General features: G+C 74.2%; 14 protein-coding genes. 5 read left to right on the top strand and 9 right to left on the bottom strand.

From position 1 onward, the window contains the following. Window positions 1-21 precede the first annotated feature (21 nt). The 7 genes from AC1DWH_RS16665 to AC1DWH_RS16635 form a co-directional block, all read right to left on the bottom strand. Window positions 22-1,458, bottom strand: a complete 1,437-nt coding sequence (locus AC1DWH_RS16665; RefSeq protein ID WP_456844791.1) for a GGDEF domain-containing protein — start codon at window positions 1,456-1,458, stop codon at window positions 22-24. 100 nt (window positions 1,459-1,558) lie between these two features. Further along, complete coding sequence (locus tag AC1DWH_RS16660; protein WP_477094624.1) at window positions 1,559-2,209, bottom strand: biliverdin-producing heme oxygenase; 651 nt, start codon at window positions 2,207-2,209, stop codon at window positions 1,559-1,561. Between the two features lie 123 nt (window positions 2,210-2,332). Beyond that, window positions 2,333-2,548: a hypothetical protein gene (locus AC1DWH_RS16655; RefSeq protein WP_477094623.1), complete on the bottom strand. Its 216-nt coding sequence runs from the start codon at window positions 2,546-2,548 to the stop codon at window positions 2,333-2,335. A 54-nt stretch (window positions 2,549-2,602) separates the two neighbouring features. Continuing rightward, complete coding sequence (locus AC1DWH_RS16650) at window positions 2,603-3,598, bottom strand: chymotrypsin family serine protease (RefSeq protein WP_477094622.1); 996 nt, start codon at window positions 3,596-3,598, stop codon at window positions 2,603-2,605. A gap of 81 nt (window positions 3,599-3,679) precedes the next feature. Next, window positions 3,680-5,467: an ABC transporter ATP-binding protein gene (locus AC1DWH_RS16645; RefSeq protein ID WP_477094621.1), complete on the bottom strand. Its 1,788-nt coding sequence runs from the start codon at window positions 5,465-5,467 to the stop codon at window positions 3,680-3,682. Beyond that, window positions 5,464-7,347, bottom strand: coding sequence for an ABC transporter ATP-binding protein (locus AC1DWH_RS16640; protein WP_477094620.1), 1,884 nt, complete (start codon window positions 7,345-7,347; stop codon window positions 5,464-5,466). The genes AC1DWH_RS16645 and AC1DWH_RS16640 overlap by 4 nt, the downstream gene beginning before the upstream one ends. A 223-nt stretch (window positions 7,348-7,570) precedes the next feature. Continuing rightward, window positions 7,571-8,284, bottom strand: a complete 714-nt coding sequence (locus tag AC1DWH_RS16635; protein WP_477094619.1) for a helix-turn-helix transcriptional regulator — start codon at window positions 8,282-8,284, stop codon at window positions 7,571-7,573. 64 nt (window positions 8,285-8,348) lie between these two features. On the opposite strand from AC1DWH_RS16635, the gene AC1DWH_RS16630 reads away from it, so the two are divergent. The 5 genes from AC1DWH_RS16630 (at window position 8,349) to AC1DWH_RS16610 (ending at window position 12,106) form a co-directional block, all read left to right on the top strand. Next, window positions 8,349-9,050 (top strand): alpha/beta hydrolase, encoded by a 702-nt coding sequence (locus AC1DWH_RS16630; protein WP_477094618.1) that lies wholly within the window; start codon window positions 8,349-8,351, stop codon window positions 9,048-9,050. A 93-nt stretch (window positions 9,051-9,143) separates the two neighbouring features. Next, complete coding sequence (locus AC1DWH_RS16625; protein WP_477094617.1) at window positions 9,144-9,968, top strand: DUF4397 domain-containing protein; 825 nt, start codon at window positions 9,144-9,146, stop codon at window positions 9,966-9,968. Window positions 9,969-9,976: 8 nt separating this feature from the next. Then, window positions 9,977-10,681, top strand: a complete 705-nt coding sequence (locus AC1DWH_RS16620; protein WP_477094616.1) for a class F sortase — start codon at window positions 9,977-9,979, stop codon at window positions 10,679-10,681. Between the two features lie 59 nt (window positions 10,682-10,740). Then, a complete protein-coding gene (locus AC1DWH_RS16615) occupies window positions 10,741-11,349 on the top strand; it encodes an RNA polymerase sigma factor (protein WP_456844783.1) in 609 nt (202 codons plus the stop codon). Further along, window positions 11,336-12,106: an anti-sigma factor gene (locus tag AC1DWH_RS16610; RefSeq protein WP_477094615.1), complete on the top strand. Its 771-nt coding sequence runs from the start codon at window positions 11,336-11,338 to the stop codon at window positions 12,104-12,106. Before AC1DWH_RS16615 ends, AC1DWH_RS16610 begins: the two co-directional genes overlap by 14 nt. A gap of 47 nt (window positions 12,107-12,153) precedes the next feature. Here the strand turns inward: AC1DWH_RS16610 and AC1DWH_RS16605 are convergent, their stop codons facing one another. Both AC1DWH_RS16605 and AC1DWH_RS16600 read right to left on the bottom strand, forming a co-directional pair. Next, the gene (locus tag AC1DWH_RS16605; RefSeq protein WP_477094614.1) at window positions 12,154-12,471 is read right to left on the bottom strand and encodes a DUF6458 family protein; all 318 of its coding nucleotides are present in this window, start codon (window positions 12,469-12,471) and stop codon (window positions 12,154-12,156) included. 96 nt (window positions 12,472-12,567) lie between these two features. After that, a complete protein-coding gene (locus tag AC1DWH_RS16600) occupies window positions 12,568-14,628 on the bottom strand; it encodes a S9 family peptidase (RefSeq protein WP_477094613.1) in 2,061 nt (686 codons plus the stop codon). Window positions 14,629-14,696 lie beyond the last annotated feature (68 nt).

The following is a 14,696-nucleotide window of genomic DNA, read 5'->3' as shown; positions in this document are numbered from 1 at the left end:
CGGGCGCCGTACTCGTTGGCGCTACCGCGCCCCCAGCACCGCCACCGAGGCCAGGGCGTCGAGCGACGTCGCCACGACCTCCCCGGTGGCCGCCGTCTTCGACATGCCGATCTCGACCTGCCAGAGGTCGTGGATGACGACCGCGGTCGACGACTCCACGCCGAGCTCCGCCGGGCTCCCGCCGCGCGCCACCGCCGACGGCGGCTGCTCCGGGCTGCGCCGGGTCAGGACCGCCCACGCGGACCCGCCGAGGGTCTCGGTCGCGGCCGCCGCGAACGCGCAGAGCCGCGGCACGACGCCGGGCTGGGCGGCGACGATCGCCGCGGTCCCGGCCACGAGCACGCGCTCGGCGGTCACGGCGGGGTCGGCCGTCGCCGGGACCAGCGAGCGCAACGCTCGGGCGCGGGCCCGCTTGGCCTTGTACTGCGCCGTGTCGGCCTGCCGGAACAGGTGCCGCGCGGACACCGACCCGGTCACCGCCGTCGAGGCGATGCCGTACGAGATGGCGGCGCCGTGCGGCAGCGGGAACTCGGCGATGGTCGCGGCCATCACGTCGGCCACCTCGGCCCGCCGGCGCCCGACGGTCACCAGGCAGAACTCGTCGCCGCCGATGCGTGCCGCGGTCGAGCCGGGCAGCGCGTCGGCCGCGCGGCTGAGCACGTCCGCCACGGAGCGCAGCAGATCGTCGCCGGTGTCGTGGCCGAGCTCGTCGTTCACCCGTTTGAGCCCGTCCACGTCGCACATGACGATGCAGGTCTCGTGCCCCGACTCGAGGGCCGACTCCGCCTCGGCGTCCGCGACACGACGGTTGGCCAGGCCCGTGAGCGGGTCGTCGGCCACCAGGTGGCGCACCTGCGCCTCGAGGTCGACGCGGGCGACGGCACCGGCGACGAGCGCGGCGAGGACCTCGGAGCGGGCGACGTCGTCGACCCGGAACGGTGCCCCGGGACGCGTGCGGACGGCGTAGAGCTGACCCCAGACGCTGCCGTTGACGATGATCGGGGACGACAGGGCGGACGACGCGTCCAGCTCCCGCAGGGTATCCACCTCGACCGGGTCGCCGGCGTCGGGGTCGTCCGGGACGGTCGGCTCGTCGTGCACCGTGCGGGCGTGGGCCACCCAGCTGGAGCGGTCGCGGATGAGGGCGCGCAGCGCCGGGCGGTCGTCGGCGCGGTAGGACGCCCGGGTCATCCAGACCACCCGAGGATCCGTGGGCGGCGGCTCGACCAGCACGATCCGGCAGGTGTCCTGGTCGATGCGGCAGAACGCGGCGCGACGGGCATCCAGCACCTCGACCGCGGTGGCCGCGGCCACGTGCGCGACCTCGTCGATCGACCGGCAGCGGTCCAGGCGGTGGGCGGCCAGGGCCAGCGCGCGCACGCCGACGAGGCCCGCGGCGGACCTGCTGTCCGCGCGCGCACCCTGGGCGGCCGTACCGCGACGCGTCACGTCGCCCATCATCGACCCTGAGCCCCGTCCCAGGCGACGCAGACGGATGAGAGGTCGGTGAGATCACCCGTCTGAACGACGCGAAACCGATCAAGCGTGCGCTAACGGGTCACGCGACGTGGATCGCGCCCAGCTCGCCGAACACGGCGGCGTTGAGCCGGAAGGCCTCACGCGCCTCCTCGACGACGTCCGCACGGGCCGGCTCGTCGAGCTCGAGCGCGTCGAGGCGCTCTCGGTAGACGTCCTTGAACGGCTTCAACCGGTGGATCTGCGGGAAGTCGTAGAACGCGATCCCCTCGGACCCGAACCCGTAGTGCCGCTGCAGCATGCGCCTGATGATCTGGCCGCCGGAGAGGTCGCCGAGGTACCGCGTGTAGGCGTGCGCGGCGTAGTGCGGCAGCGACCCGCCGGTCTCCTCGAGCCGCCGGACGTAGGCCAGCGTCGCCGGCAGCACGCGCACCCGCGAGCGCCAGTCGTCGCCGTAGAGGAACGCGAGGTCCTGCTCGATGGCCGGAACGCGCACCAGCGCCGCGAAGACGAGGCCGCCGTCGTCCTCGAGCCGGGAGCCGGCCCGCTCCAGGGCCGTGTAGATCGCCAGCTGCTGGGCCGCCAGGTCGGCATACGCGGCGCGGTCCAGGGCGCCCGACAGCAGGTGCTCGACGAAGCCCGAGCGTTCGGCCGTCTCGTGCTCGCCCCGGGTGCCCTCACGCAGCGCGAGCGAGAGGGGGACGGCCTGCGGCAGGACGGGCACGGCGGTCATGCGGCTCCTTGGCGGTGCTGACGAGATGTCAGGAAACCGTACCCGCACAGGTTAGGCTTGCCTACTCCTCGTTCACCCGTCCGGATGACGCCGTGTGGAGTCGGTCCGGCGCTCGCGCGATCCTCAGGCGCTCGCGCGTACGGCGCCGACCACGCGGACGTGGACGTGCACGCCGTCGACGGCCCCGGGTACGTCCGCCGTGACGTCGCCGGAGACGTTCACCTGGAGCTGGTAGCCGTCGCCGGACCTCGCGATCCCGATGCCGCGCACGTCCGAGCGGTCCTTCAGCGTGGCGCGCAGGTGCTCCTTCGCCGCGCGTGCCTGCTCGAGGTCCGCCATGGTGTCCGCCTCCCGCCGACCGCGGCGGCCGCGGGGGCGGCGGTCCGACGATCGTCAGACCAGTGTGACCCCGAGCGCGTGCAGAACGGCATCGATCGGGTTGATGTACGTCAACCCGGTGCCATTCTCTCCCCCGGACTCCGACCCCGCAAAGAGCAGACCGAGCGCGACGCCGTCCTCGCGGTAGACCAGCGACCCGGAGTCGCCGCCGCGGGAGAACGGCCCGGTGCCGGTGGACTCGACCTCGATCTGGTTGTCGAAGCTCAGCTCCCCCAGCTCGTCGCCGTACCCGACCACCACGTTGTCGAGCTCGATCGCGGTGACCCGCCCGTGCGTGACCGACGTGGTGCGACCGATCTTGGCCACCTTCTCGTCGCCCAGCGTCACGGCCGTCTTCGTGATGAGGCCGACGGGGTACTCGGGGTCGACCTGCTGGTCGTCGAGCAGCGCGATGGCGCAGTCGACGGTGGCGTCCCCGCCCGGCTCGAGCTCCACGCGGGCGGCCAGCGTGCCGACCTTGTCGCGGGGTGCCTTCCCGCCGTCGGCGGGTCCGGGCTGGACGATCACGTCGCCGACCTGCGCCGACGGCGTGCCCGAGAGCACGTGATAGTTGGACAGCGCGTGGACCGACCCGTTCTTCAGCACGAACGCGCCGAGCGTGCCGGCGGTGACGTCGACGTGGGCGATCGAGATGCCGGGCCGCAGGGGACGGACGCGCCCGGTCTCCCCGAGGGCGCGGGCCGTGATGACCGGCGGACGCGGGCGGACCTTGCGGTCGTCGTCGGACGCCTGCGTCTTGATGCGACCCGTGCGGCGGACGTCGGCGTCCGGGAGCTCGGCGACGACCTTGCGCGCGATGCTGCGCACCGAGGGCAGACCGAGGCGGTAGCGGACCGCGAGCGCGTACGACCCGTCCGGCTGGGGCGCGAGCCCGATGGCCAGCGCCGGGCCGCCGTCGGCGACGTCGGACGGTCGCACCAGGCGCTCCGACAGCTCCCGGGCGAGGTCGACCGCCTGCGCCTTGGTCTCGCGTGCCTCACCGTGGTCCATGCATCCCCCTGCTGATCGGTTCGTCCGGTACCTCCCGGAGCGTCTGCCAGTCTGCCCCGCACCACCCACACGCGCAGGCCGTCAGCGGTAGGCGGCGGCCTGGATCCCGTACAGCTCGGCGTACAGACCACCGCGGGCCACCAGCTCCTCGTGCGAGCCGGTCTCGACGATCCGGTGGTCGGCGACGACGAGGATGAGGTCGGCCATGCGGACCGTCGAGAACCGGTGCGACACCAGCAGCGTGACGGCGCCGGTGGTGGCGCCCACGGCGGCGGCGTGGGCCGCGTACCGCTCGTACAGGTCGTGCTCCGCCTGGGCGTCGAGGGCTGAGGTCGGCTCGTCGAGCACCACGAGCAGCGGCGACTGGCGCATCATCGCCCGACCGAGCGCGAGCTTCTGCCACTGGCCTCCCGACAGCTGCGCACCGTCCGCGTGGCTGGTGCCCAGCTGCGTGTCGAGGCCGTCGTCCAGCCGCGCGAGGACGTCTGACGAGTGCGCCCGGTCGAGGGCCTCCAGCACGGCGTCGTCCGAGTCGATCCGCGGCAGGTCGCCCACGCCGACGTTCTGCCGGGCCAGGAGCTCGAACCGGCAGGAGTCCTGGAACCCGGCCGCGGTCCGGTCCCGCCACGCCACGGGGTCGAGGTCGTCCAGCAGGACCCCATCGACGGTGATCGTGCCGGTGGTGGGCGCGTAGAACCGGCACAGGAGCTTGACCAGCGTCGTCTTGCCGGCCCCGTTCTCGCCGACGATGGCGACGCTCCGGCCGGCCGGGAGGACGAGGTCGACGCCCTCGAGCACCGGCTGCTCGGTGCCGGGATAGGTGAACGAGACGCCCTCGAACCGGATGCCGTCGCTCAGCGTGTCGGGCGCGGGCACCGTGGGTCGCGGCGGGTTCTGCGACCGCACCAGCGCGCGCATCCACGTGAGGTCCGCCATGGTCCGCGCGGCCCGCTGCAGCTGCTGCAGGATGGTCACCGCGGCCGTGACCTGCTGGTTCACCTGCGACGCCAGCGTGATGACGAGCACGACGGCGCCGACGGTCTGCTCCCCGGCGACCGCGTCCCGGAGCACCAGGAGGGTCGCCCCGACGTACGCGACCGCGAACACGAGCTGGCCGGCGGCCCGGAGGGCGTCGGCCCGGACCTCTCCCGCCCAGAGGACGGCGGTCGCCGACTCCCACGAGGTCCGCAGCCGCGTGCGCACCTCGTCGCCGAGCCCGCACGTCCGCAGCTCCTTGGCGGCCGAGGCGTCGAGCGACAGCAGGAACAGGTGCCGGGCGCGGCGGTTGTCGGTGGCTGCGGTCGTGCGCGCGGCACCCAGCACGCCCTCCGCGCGCCGCCCCAGCACGAGCGGGGGGATCGCGGCCAGCGGCAGCAGCAGCAGCCACGGGTTGAGCCCGGCGAGCAGGACGCCGGTGATGACGAGCGCGACCCCGAGGCCGATGGCGGACAGCAGCGCCTGCATGGACCCCCAGCCGGACCGGTCCAGCTCGGAGCGCAGCACCTGCAGCCGGTCGGCGTACTCAGGTCGTTCGTGGTGCTCGATGCCGGGCGAGTCGTGCGACAGGGCGATGAGGTCGCGCTCCAGCTCCATGACCGCGAGGTCGCCCAGCTCGAAGTAGAAGATGTGCGCGAAGTGCCCGGCGGTCAGTGCCGCGACCACCAGGACGGCGACGAGCACCGCGGCGACCGAGGCCCGTCGCGCGTCGCCGGCGATCGCGGCGTCGGTCAGGGCCGCCAGGGCGGGGGCCGCGAGCGGCATCGCGACCGACTGGACGACCATGAGCACCGCCGACAGCACGAGCTTGCCGGGGCTGATCCGCCCCGCGAGGCGCAGCAGCGCCCAGCTGCCGCGGACGGTCTGGGTCACGGCTCCACCTCGTTCCCGTCGGCATCGAGCCCCGCGGCGAACCGCTCGGCCTGCAGCCGGAACAGCCGCGCGTAGTGCCCGTCGGCCGCCACGAGCTCGTCGTGGGTGCCCTGCTCGACCACTCGACCGGCGTCGATGACGACGATCCGGTCCGCGCGCCGCACGCTGGAGAACCGGTGCGAGATGAGCACCGACGTCACCCCGCGGGTGAGGTCCACGAAGCTGTCGAAGAACGCCGCCTCGGCCCGGACGTCGAGCGCGGAGGTCGGCTCGTCGAGCACGAGGACCCGCGCGCCCGCCTCGAGCGCGTACAGCGAGCGGGCGATCGCGATGCGCTGCCACTGGCCGCCGGAGAGGTCGGCGCCGCCCTCGTAGGCGCGGGACAGGGTCGTGTCGAAGCCCGCGGGCAGCGCGTCGACGACGTCGGCGATGCCCGCGCGCTCCGCCGCGTGCCGGACGACGGCAGGGTCCCTCGGGGCGTGCACCGCGCCGACCAAGATGTTGTCCGCCGCCGAGAGCTCGTAGCGCACGAAGTCCTGGAAGACCACGCTCACGTGCCGCCGCCACGCGGCGACGTCGAGCTCCGCGAGGTCCGTCCCGTCGACGGTGAGCCGGCCCGCGGTGGGCTCGTGCAGTCGCGTCAGCAGCTTGACCAGGGTCGTCTTGCCCGCGCCGTTGACGCCGACGACCGCCGTGCAGAGCCCGGCGGGCAGCTCGAGGTCCAGCCCGTCGAGGACCGCGCGGCTGGTGCCCGGGTACGCGAAGTGCACGCCCTCGAACCGCACGGCGGTCGACGGCGCCCCGGCGGGCACGGGCCGCGCGGAACCGACCTGCGGGAGCCGGGACTCGGCGTCGTCCATCCGGGCCTCGAACTCCCCGAGCGCGGCGACGGCCTGCATCCCGTACTGGGTCTGCACGTCGGACTCCGGGTAGTACTCCCCGAGCGCGATCGCGGCGACGACCGACTGGATGCCGAGCGCGAGCGCGGTGAGCGTGATGTCGCCCGCCGAGGCCGACCGCGCGATCGAGACCAGCACGGCGGCGCAGACGACCAGCCCGATCGCCGTGTAGACCAGGTACGGCACGAGGTAGAGCTGGCGGCGGCGCACGGCCACCGGGCCCAGCATCTGCTCGGTCGCGCCGGTGTACTCGTCCGTGAACCAGCCCGCGAGCCCGAACACGCGCATCTCCTTGGCCGCGGCCGGCCCCATCGCCACCTCGCGCAGGTACACGGACCGGCGGCGGAAGCCGATCACGTGCTTCCACACCTCCGAGTACTTGCGCAGCCCGCCGCGCTGCCCGTACCGGAACACCAGCGTGGCCGCGAGGATCGCGAGCGCCGCCGGCCAGGAGGCGACCAGCCCGACGACGACGGCGAACCCGACCAGCTGGACGTACCGAGCGAGGAGCGCGAGCAGGCCGGCGGCGGCCGACCCGGGGCTGCGGAACTCGGCCTCGAACTCGCGGGTGGCCTCCGTCAGCGCCTCGAGGGTCGCCTGGTCCTCCATCGGCGCGATGCTGGTCGAGCGCAGGGCGACCCGCAGCGCCCGGTCCCGCAGCGCCCCGTCGATCCGGCGCTGCATGCGCACGCCGAGGGCGGTCTGCACCGGTGCCAGCACCTGCCGCGCGAGGAACAGGGCCGCCGCCAGCACGAACGTCCGCACCAGGTCGCTCCACGCCGCCGAGCCGGTGCCGCCCTCGACCGCCGCCGGGACCTGGCCGACCACGACGCTGGTGGCCAGCACGAACGCGACCGGCAGCAGCCCGAGCACCAGGTCGAGCACGACGAGCCCCACCACCAGCCCCGCGCCGGCGGTGGGCAGCAGGCGCGCGATGTCCCGTCTCGGCAGGACGGCGCTGCGGTACCAGGCGCGGATCACGTCGCCCTCCTGCGTCGTCGTGTCCCCAAGGAGCCGTTCGGCACGTGCTCTCGGCCGTCTGCCGCCGCCGCGAGCACCGCCGCAGGGAGCAGCAGCATGTCGACGACGGGCGGCACGAGACGCACGCGGACTCCTTCGGCCAGGTGAGAGCGCTCTCAAAGTATTGGGTGAGGCGCACCCACATCCAGCCCTTTCGCCTCGCGGATCGAGAACGTCGTCATCCTCAGTCCGACGCTCTCGCCGATACCGGCCGGGCGTCCGGCGGCGCCTCCCCGACGTCCGCGACAGGCCGCGGCTCGTACACCTCGGGTGTGAGGTCCGCCCGAAGAATCCGTCCGAGCCGGAACCACCGCAGCCCCTGACGGCTCTGGCACCACGCCACCAGGTACCAGGTGCCGCCCGTGCGGGCGAGGACGACGGGCTCGATCCGTCGGCGGCTCACGGTCCCGGACGAGCTGCGGTACTCGATCGCCAGCACCACGTGCCGGCCGAGCGACTCCTCGGCGGCCCGGAGCACCCGTGAGGACGGCCGCTCCGAGGGCGTGTCCGGCCGCGACCACACCCGGGCCGCCAGCTCGTCGGCACGGACGCGGTCGGCCGGCGACAGGGCGTCGAGGACCTTGGCGCGCGCGGCGTCGGCGTCGGCACCGAACGGGCTGCCCGGCGGCAGGGCGCTGACCGCGAGCGCGAGCGCGACCGCCTGCGCGGGCGTGAAGTTCACCGGCGGCAGCGCGACGGACGCGGCCAGCACGTAGCCGCCGCCCAGGCCCGCCTGCGCGACGACGGGAAGGCCGGTCTGCTGCAGCGAGGAGATGTCGCGCTTCACGGTCCGGGGCGACACCTCGAACAGCCGCGCCAGCCGCGTGCTCGTGGTGCCGGCGCGGCCGACGCGGCGCAGCTCCTCGGCGAGGGCGTAGAGACGGTCGGTGCGGTTCACGGTTCCAGCATGGTGACACAAAGGTGACATCCCGGTGTCACCGGACGGGTCGGATGATCGGTGCATGACCACATCACTGGTACTCGTCCCCGGTTTCTGGCTCGGCGCGTGGGCGTGGGACGCCGTCGTCGCAGCCCTCCCCGACGAGCTCGACGCCCGCCCGGTCACCCTGCCAGGCCTCGAGCCCGACGCGGCCCGGGGCAGCATCACGCGCGCCGACCACGTCCAGGCCGTCGTCGACCTCGTCGACAGCCTCGAGGGCGACGTCGTGCTGGTCGGGCACAGCGGCGGCGGCGCTCTCGTCGGCGAGGTCGTCGACAGACGTCCCGACCGCGTGCGGCGCGTGATCTACGTCGACTCCGGACCGCTGGAGGACGGCGCGGCCCTCGACGTCGCGACGACCGAGCCCGTCGAGGTCCCCCTGCCCACCTGGGCCGAGCTCGCCGCCCAGGGGTCCAGCACCGAGGGAATCGACGACGACGGCCTCGCCGAGCTCCGCCGCCGGGCCGTGCCGCATCCCGCGCAGGTCGTGCGGGACCCGGTGCACGTGAGCGACCCGCGCCGCTTCGACGTCCCGGCGACCGCGATCTGCACGAGCCTGCCGTCCGAGGTGCTGAAGACGATGGCGCACGGCGGCCCGCCCTTCCACACCGAGCTGGGCGACATCACGGACCTCACCTACGTCGACCTGCCCACCGGGCACTGGCCGATGTTCTCCCGGCCCGTCGACCTGGCGGGGGCGATCGCCGAGGCCGCCGGCGCGTAGTGCATCCGCGGACGACCCGGCGGCCGAAGAGGGGGTGTCAGCACATCGGCCGCCCGCGCGTACCCCGCCGGGCCAGTCCTCGAAGGACGCACCATGCGCGCACGACTTCTCGCCGGCATCGCCGCCGGAACGCTCGCTCTCCTGACCCTCGCCGCCAACCCGGCCTCCGCCGCCGACACCGCGAAGCTGTCCGTCTTCCACGGCGTGCCCGGCCTCACCGTCGACGTCTGGGTCAACGGAGAGCGCACGCTCGACGACTTCACGCCCGGCTCGATGGCCGGCCCGCTCGACCTGCCCGCGGGCACGTACACGGTCGCCATCACGGCGGCGGACGCTGCCGACGCCAGCTCCCCGGCGATCGGGCCGGTCGACCTCGCGCTCGAGGCCGGCAAGAACTACACGGCGGTCGCCCACCTCGACGCCGCGGGCGCACCGACCGCGACCCTGTTCACCAACGACATCTCCACCACGACGGCCGGGCAGGGCCGGCTCACCGTCCGGCACGTCGCGGCCGCACCCGGCGTGGACATCGTCGCCGGCGGCGCCGCGGTGATCAGCAATCTCACCAACCCGAACGAGAAGGTGCTGAACCTGCCCGCCGGCACCGTCTCGGCCAGCGTGACCGCCACCGGCACGACGACGCCCGCGCTGCTCGGCCCGACCGACGTGCCGATCACCGAGGGCACCAACACGATCGTCTACGCGTGGGGCAGCGCCACAGCCTCGCCCGCGACGCTCGCGCTCGCGGTGCAGACCATCACCGGCCTGCACGGCAACCCGTCCGGCGTGAACGCGGGCGAGGTCGGGCTCGTCGCCGACCCCGGCACCCCCGCGTGGCCGTTCGCGCTCGGCGCGCTCGCCGTCGCCGGTCTGGTCGGGCTCGGCTTCGCCCGCCGCACCGCCCTCCAGCGGGGCTGATCCTGCACATGACCGGTTCGTCGTGGCCCGGGACGGCGCTCGCGCCCTCCCGGGCCTCGGCACGCGTGCTCGCGACCGTCGTCGTCCTCGGCGCGACGCTCGGCCCGCTGACCGCGTGCACCGGCCCGGACCCCGCCTCCGAGCCGGTGGTCGCGGCGTCGTCGTCCCCCACGGCGACGCCGCGACCGACCCCGTCCCGCCCGGTCCCGGTCGTGCCGGTCTACGACGCCGACCTCTCCGCCCAGCAACCCGTCGCGGCGACGCCGCCGCCCGTGCGGCTCGTCGTGCCCGACGTCGGGATCGACATGCCCGTCGACCCCGTCGGCGTCACGGACGACGGCGAGATGCAGATCCCCGAGGATGCCGACCGCGCCGGCTGGTACGAGTTCGGCCCCGCGCCCGCCGACGCCGAGGGCGCGACGGTCCTGGCAGCGCACGTCGACAGCCGGCTGACGGGGATCGGGCAGTTCGCCAGGCTCCGGGAGGTGGCTGTCGGGGCGACGCTCACGGTCACGACGGAGGACGGCAGCGAGCACGCGTACCGGGTCGTCGGCGTCGAGAAGATCCCGAAGGAGGGGGCGCCCGTGGACCAGTGGTTCGACCGGTCCGGCGCGCCGCGACTCGTGCTGGTGACGTGCGGTGGCACCTTTCGCCGTGACATCGGGCACTATACGGACAACGTCGTCGTCACCGCCGAGCCGCTCGGTGGGTAGCCGTGACACTGGTGCACAGCGCTCCTGCGGTCGGGGAGCCGACGAGTGAGGAGTCGTGCGTGAGCGCACCCGGGCCCGGGTCCGCAGACCCGTCGCGCCCGTCGCACCGGCTCGACCCGGACGGCGAGGGTGTCGAGGAGCTCGGCGTGGCGTTCGCCCAGGGCGACGAGACCGCGATCGCCGAGGCGTACCGGCGCTGGTCCTCGCTCGTGCACACCGTCGCGCTGCGCTCGCTGGGCAGCCTGTCGGACGCCGAGGACGTGACGCAGCAGGTGTTCGTCGAGGCCTGGCGCAGCCGCGCGCGGTTCGACCCGGACCGGTCCCGACTGCCGGCCTGGCTGCTCGGGATCGCCCGGCACGTCGTCGCGGACACGCACGAGAAGCGGGCGCGCGACCGGCGACTGCGGGACAGGTCGGTGTCCGAGGCGCTCGAGACGCCGGTCCCCGCCGTGGACGGGCGCGTGGTCGACCGGGTCCTCGTGGCCGACGAGCTCGACCGGCTGGGGGACCCGCAGCGCACCATCCTGCGGCTCGCGTTCTACGACGACCTCACGCACGACCAGATCGCCAGCAGACTGGACCTGCCGCTCGGCACGGTGAAGAGCCACGTCCGGCGCAGCCTCGCCCGGCTGCGGACTCGATGGGAGGTGGACGGTGCCGTTCGATGAGTCGCACGTGGACGACGACGTGCTGGCGCTCCTCGCCCTCGGGGAGCCCGTCGGGTCGACAGCGGACCTCGCTCACATCGAGGAGTGCGAGCGCTGCACCGACGAGCTCACCGCCCTGCGCGACGTGGTCGGGCTCGCGCGCTCCGGCGGCCCCGACGACGCGCTCGTCGCGCCCGCGCCGGCTGTCTGGGGTCGCATCGCCGGCGAGCTCGGCCTCTCGCCCGGCGCGCAGGCGCTGGCGACCGCCGCCGCGCCGGAGCGCACCCCTGCCGAGCCCGCCGAGCCGCTCGCACCCGTCGTCGCGCTCGACGCCCGGCGCGACCGGCCCCGCGCCTGGCGCTGGGTCGCGGCCGCGGCGGTCTCCGGGCTCGTGGTCGGCGGCGGCGGGGCCTGGTGGGTGGCCAACCACGACGACGAGCCCACCGTGCTGGCCACCGCCACCCTCGAGCCGCTGCCCGGCTGGGACGCGTCCGGGTCCGCCGCGGTGGAGACGGCGGCCGACGGGAGCCGCGTGCTCGTCGTCGACCTCGCCGACGACGTGCCGTCCGGGGACGGCTTCCGCGAGGTCTGGCTGCTCAAGCCCGACGTCAGCGGCCTGGTCAGCGTGGGCACCCTCACCGGGACGTCGGGTCGGTTCGACCTGCCCGACGGGCTCGACCTCACCCAGTACTCCGTGGTCGACGTCTCCGAGGAGCAGTTCGACGGGAACCCCGCGCACTCTGGCGACTCGATCGTGCGAGGGCCCCTCAAGGCCTGACACGACGACGCGCCCCCGTTCCCGGGGGCGCGTCGCCGTGCGAGCCGTCAGACCGCGGGCGGGGCCGCGGGCGGCTGCTGCTGGACGGGGACCTGCTGGACCGGCGCCTGCTGGACCGGGGCCACCACCGGCGCGACCGGGGTCGCCGCCGGCGCGGTGGGCGTGCCGCGCTGCTCGATGACCTCGCGGTGCGAGGTGTTGTTGCGCGACGCCTGCAGCGCGACCGCCAGGATGATCGCGATGACTCCGGCACCCATGCAGATGTAGCCGATCACCGCCAGGTTGACGCCGTCGAGCGCGTCGCTGATCCCGAACGAGAGGATCGCGCCGACCACGATGAGGGCGATTCCGCCTCCGATACCCATGTCGGTCCTTCCTTCCGTCGTGCCGGGCATCTGTCGCCCGGCTCCGACCGGCGAGTCTGGTGCCGACCCGGTGACCTCGCACGCCGAGACGGCCCGCTACCCCAGAATCTCGGGATAAACCGGACCTTCCTCACCCGTCCGGGTGAGCACGTGCTCCGCCAGGAACGCCTCGACCACCTGGTACCAGACGATCGCGTGCTGGGGGCTGAGCACCCAGTGGTTCTCGTCGGGGAAGTAGAGGAAGCGGTGGGCGGTCCTCCCGTCGTCGTCGGCAGGCAGGCCGCTCTTGGCCAGCAGCTCGTACCAGAGGCGCAGGCCCTCGCCGACCGGTACCCGGTAGTCCTTGTCGCCGTGCACCACGAGCATGGGCGTGACGATCTTGCCGACGTGCAGGTGCGGCGAGTTCTCGAGCGCCATCTGCTCGGTCATCTCCCGCTCCCAGTAGTAGGCCGCGTCCGTCGTCGGGCCGAACTGGTCCAGCGCCCACAGGCTCGCGTGCGTGACGATCGCACGGAACCGGTCCGTGTGACCCGCCACCCAGTTGGCCATGTAGCCGCCGAACGAGCCGCCCATCGCCGCCGTGCGCGTCTCGTCGATGTCGTCCCGCGCCTCGACGGCGTCCGTGATCGCCAGCAGGTCCGTGTACGGCGCGGCGCCCCAGGCACCCCAGCCGTCCTGGACGAACTGCTGCCCGTATCCGGTGGACAGCGCCGGGTCCGGCAGCAGCACCGCGTACCCCTGGGCGACGAGGATCCACGGGTTCCACCGCCACGACCACGCGTTCCACGAGCCCAGCGGGCCGCCGTGGATCCACAGCAGCAGCGGGACCTTCTCGTCGCCCGCCGGGCGCGCCAGCCAGGCGCGCACGCGGCGGCCGTCCGCGTCCGTCGACTCGACCTCCTCCAGGGTGCCCGGGAGCTCGGGGGTCGCGATCGGGCTGCGGAGCGCGGTCGTCTGCTTGGTCGCGAGGTCGATGCGCACCGGGTGGCTCGGCGCCTCGTACGAGGTCCGCAGCGCGTACGCCGTGGTGCCGTCGGGGCTGATCGACACGTCGGTGAACGTCGCGTCGTCGCTGGTCAGCCGCGTGACCTCGTCCGTGTCGAGGTCGATCCGGAACACCGGCCCGCGGCCGTCGTCGTCGGCGAGCACCAGCAGGCTCTGGCTGTCCGGCGCCCACACCGGGTCGTGCGGCCAGCGGTCCCAACCCTCGGCCAGCGTGCGCGGCTCGCCGCCGGCGGTCGCGACCAGCTGCAGTGTCACCCTCGGGGCCTCGTGCGGGGTCGAGATCGTCTCCCGCGAGTACGCCACCCACCGACCGTCCGGCGAGATGGCCGGCGACCCGAGGTCCGCCGCCGGGTCGTCGACGAGCACCCGGTGCTCACCCGACGCGACGTCGACCGCGACCAACCGGCTGCGCTGGCTCCCGCGCGCCAGCGGCGCGTACCAGCCGGTCACCACCGTGCGGCCGTCCGGGCTGATCGCGGCGCCCTGCTCGACCAGCGCCGACCGCGCCTGCGGGGTCACGTCCGTGAGCTTCAGCTTCGGGTCCCCGGCGCCCGCGAGCGGGGTGGTGACCTCGTCGCCGACCGTCGCGACGAACAGGTGCGGGCTCTCCGGGCCGAGGTCGTGGTCCCAGAACCGGACCGGGTAGCCGTCGTGCAGGATCGCCGCGACCTTCTTCTCCTTGCGGGCCTTGCGCAGCTTCTCGTCCTGCTCGTCGTCCTTGGCGCTGGGCAGCACGTCCGACCCGACGAGCACGACCTCAGCGTCCTTCGCGACGTGCACCCCGCCGAGCCCCGCGGCCCTGCTCGCGACGACCCGCGCCTCGGCGCCGTTCTTCGGCAGCAGCCAGAGGGCCGGCACCGCGTCGTCGTCGTCCGCGTCGCTGTCCGGGTCCGGCCGCGCGCTGGTGAACAGCAGGTCGCCGCCCGGCGTGAACGCGGCGCTGGACTCACCCTTCGCGCTGCGCGTGAGCCGTCGCGCGGGCTCCTCGTTGGCCGGGTCGACCTCCCAGAGGGCCGTGACGTACTTGGTCTTCTTGCCGTTCAGCGTCGCGACGGCCGTCACCAGCCGCGTCCCGTCCGGCGAGAGCACCAGCCCGCTGAGCCGCGGGACGGCGACGTACTGGTCGAGGTCATGAAAGGGCGTCGAAGTCATGCGCTCCGTCCTACCATCTCGCCCGGGTCCCGCGCGCGGCCCGGCCCGCGGCCGGGGCCCGGCCGGGC

The organism is Cellulomonas sp. P2_F12, assembly GCF_056403775.1.
Note: the sequence above shows the minus strand (reverse complement) of the source record. Positions and strands in the feature narration are given on the sequence as shown.

Coding starts and splice junctions, on each gene's coding strand:
- AC1DWH_RS16620 (WP_477094616.1), top strand. CDS start 9,977: ATGACCGGTTCGTCGTGGCCCGGGACGGCGCTCGCGCCCTCCCGGGCC.
- AC1DWH_RS16605 (WP_477094614.1), bottom strand. CDS start 12,471: ATGGGTATCGGAGGCGGAATCGCCCTCATCGTGGTCGGCGCGATCCTC.
- AC1DWH_RS16650 (WP_477094622.1), bottom strand. CDS start 3,598: ATGGACCACGGTGAGGCACGCGAGACCAAGGCGCAGGCGGTCGACCTC.
- AC1DWH_RS16630 (WP_477094618.1), top strand. CDS start 8,349: ATGACCACATCACTGGTACTCGTCCCCGGTTTCTGGCTCGGCGCGTGG.
- AC1DWH_RS16655 (WP_477094623.1), bottom strand. CDS start 2,548: ATGGCGGACCTCGAGCAGGCACGCGCGGCGAAGGAGCACCTGCGCGCC.
- AC1DWH_RS16625 (WP_477094617.1), top strand. CDS start 9,144: ATGCGCGCACGACTTCTCGCCGGCATCGCCGCCGGAACGCTCGCTCTC.
- AC1DWH_RS16665 (WP_456844791.1), bottom strand. CDS start 1,458: ATGGGCGACGTGACGCGTCGCGGTACGGCCGCCCAGGGTGCGCGCGCG.
- AC1DWH_RS16660 (WP_477094624.1), bottom strand. CDS start 2,209: ATGACCGCCGTGCCCGTCCTGCCGCAGGCCGTCCCCCTCTCGCTCGCG.
- AC1DWH_RS16600 (WP_477094613.1), bottom strand. CDS start 14,628: ATGACTTCGACGCCCTTTCATGACCTCGACCAGTACGTCGCCGTCCCG.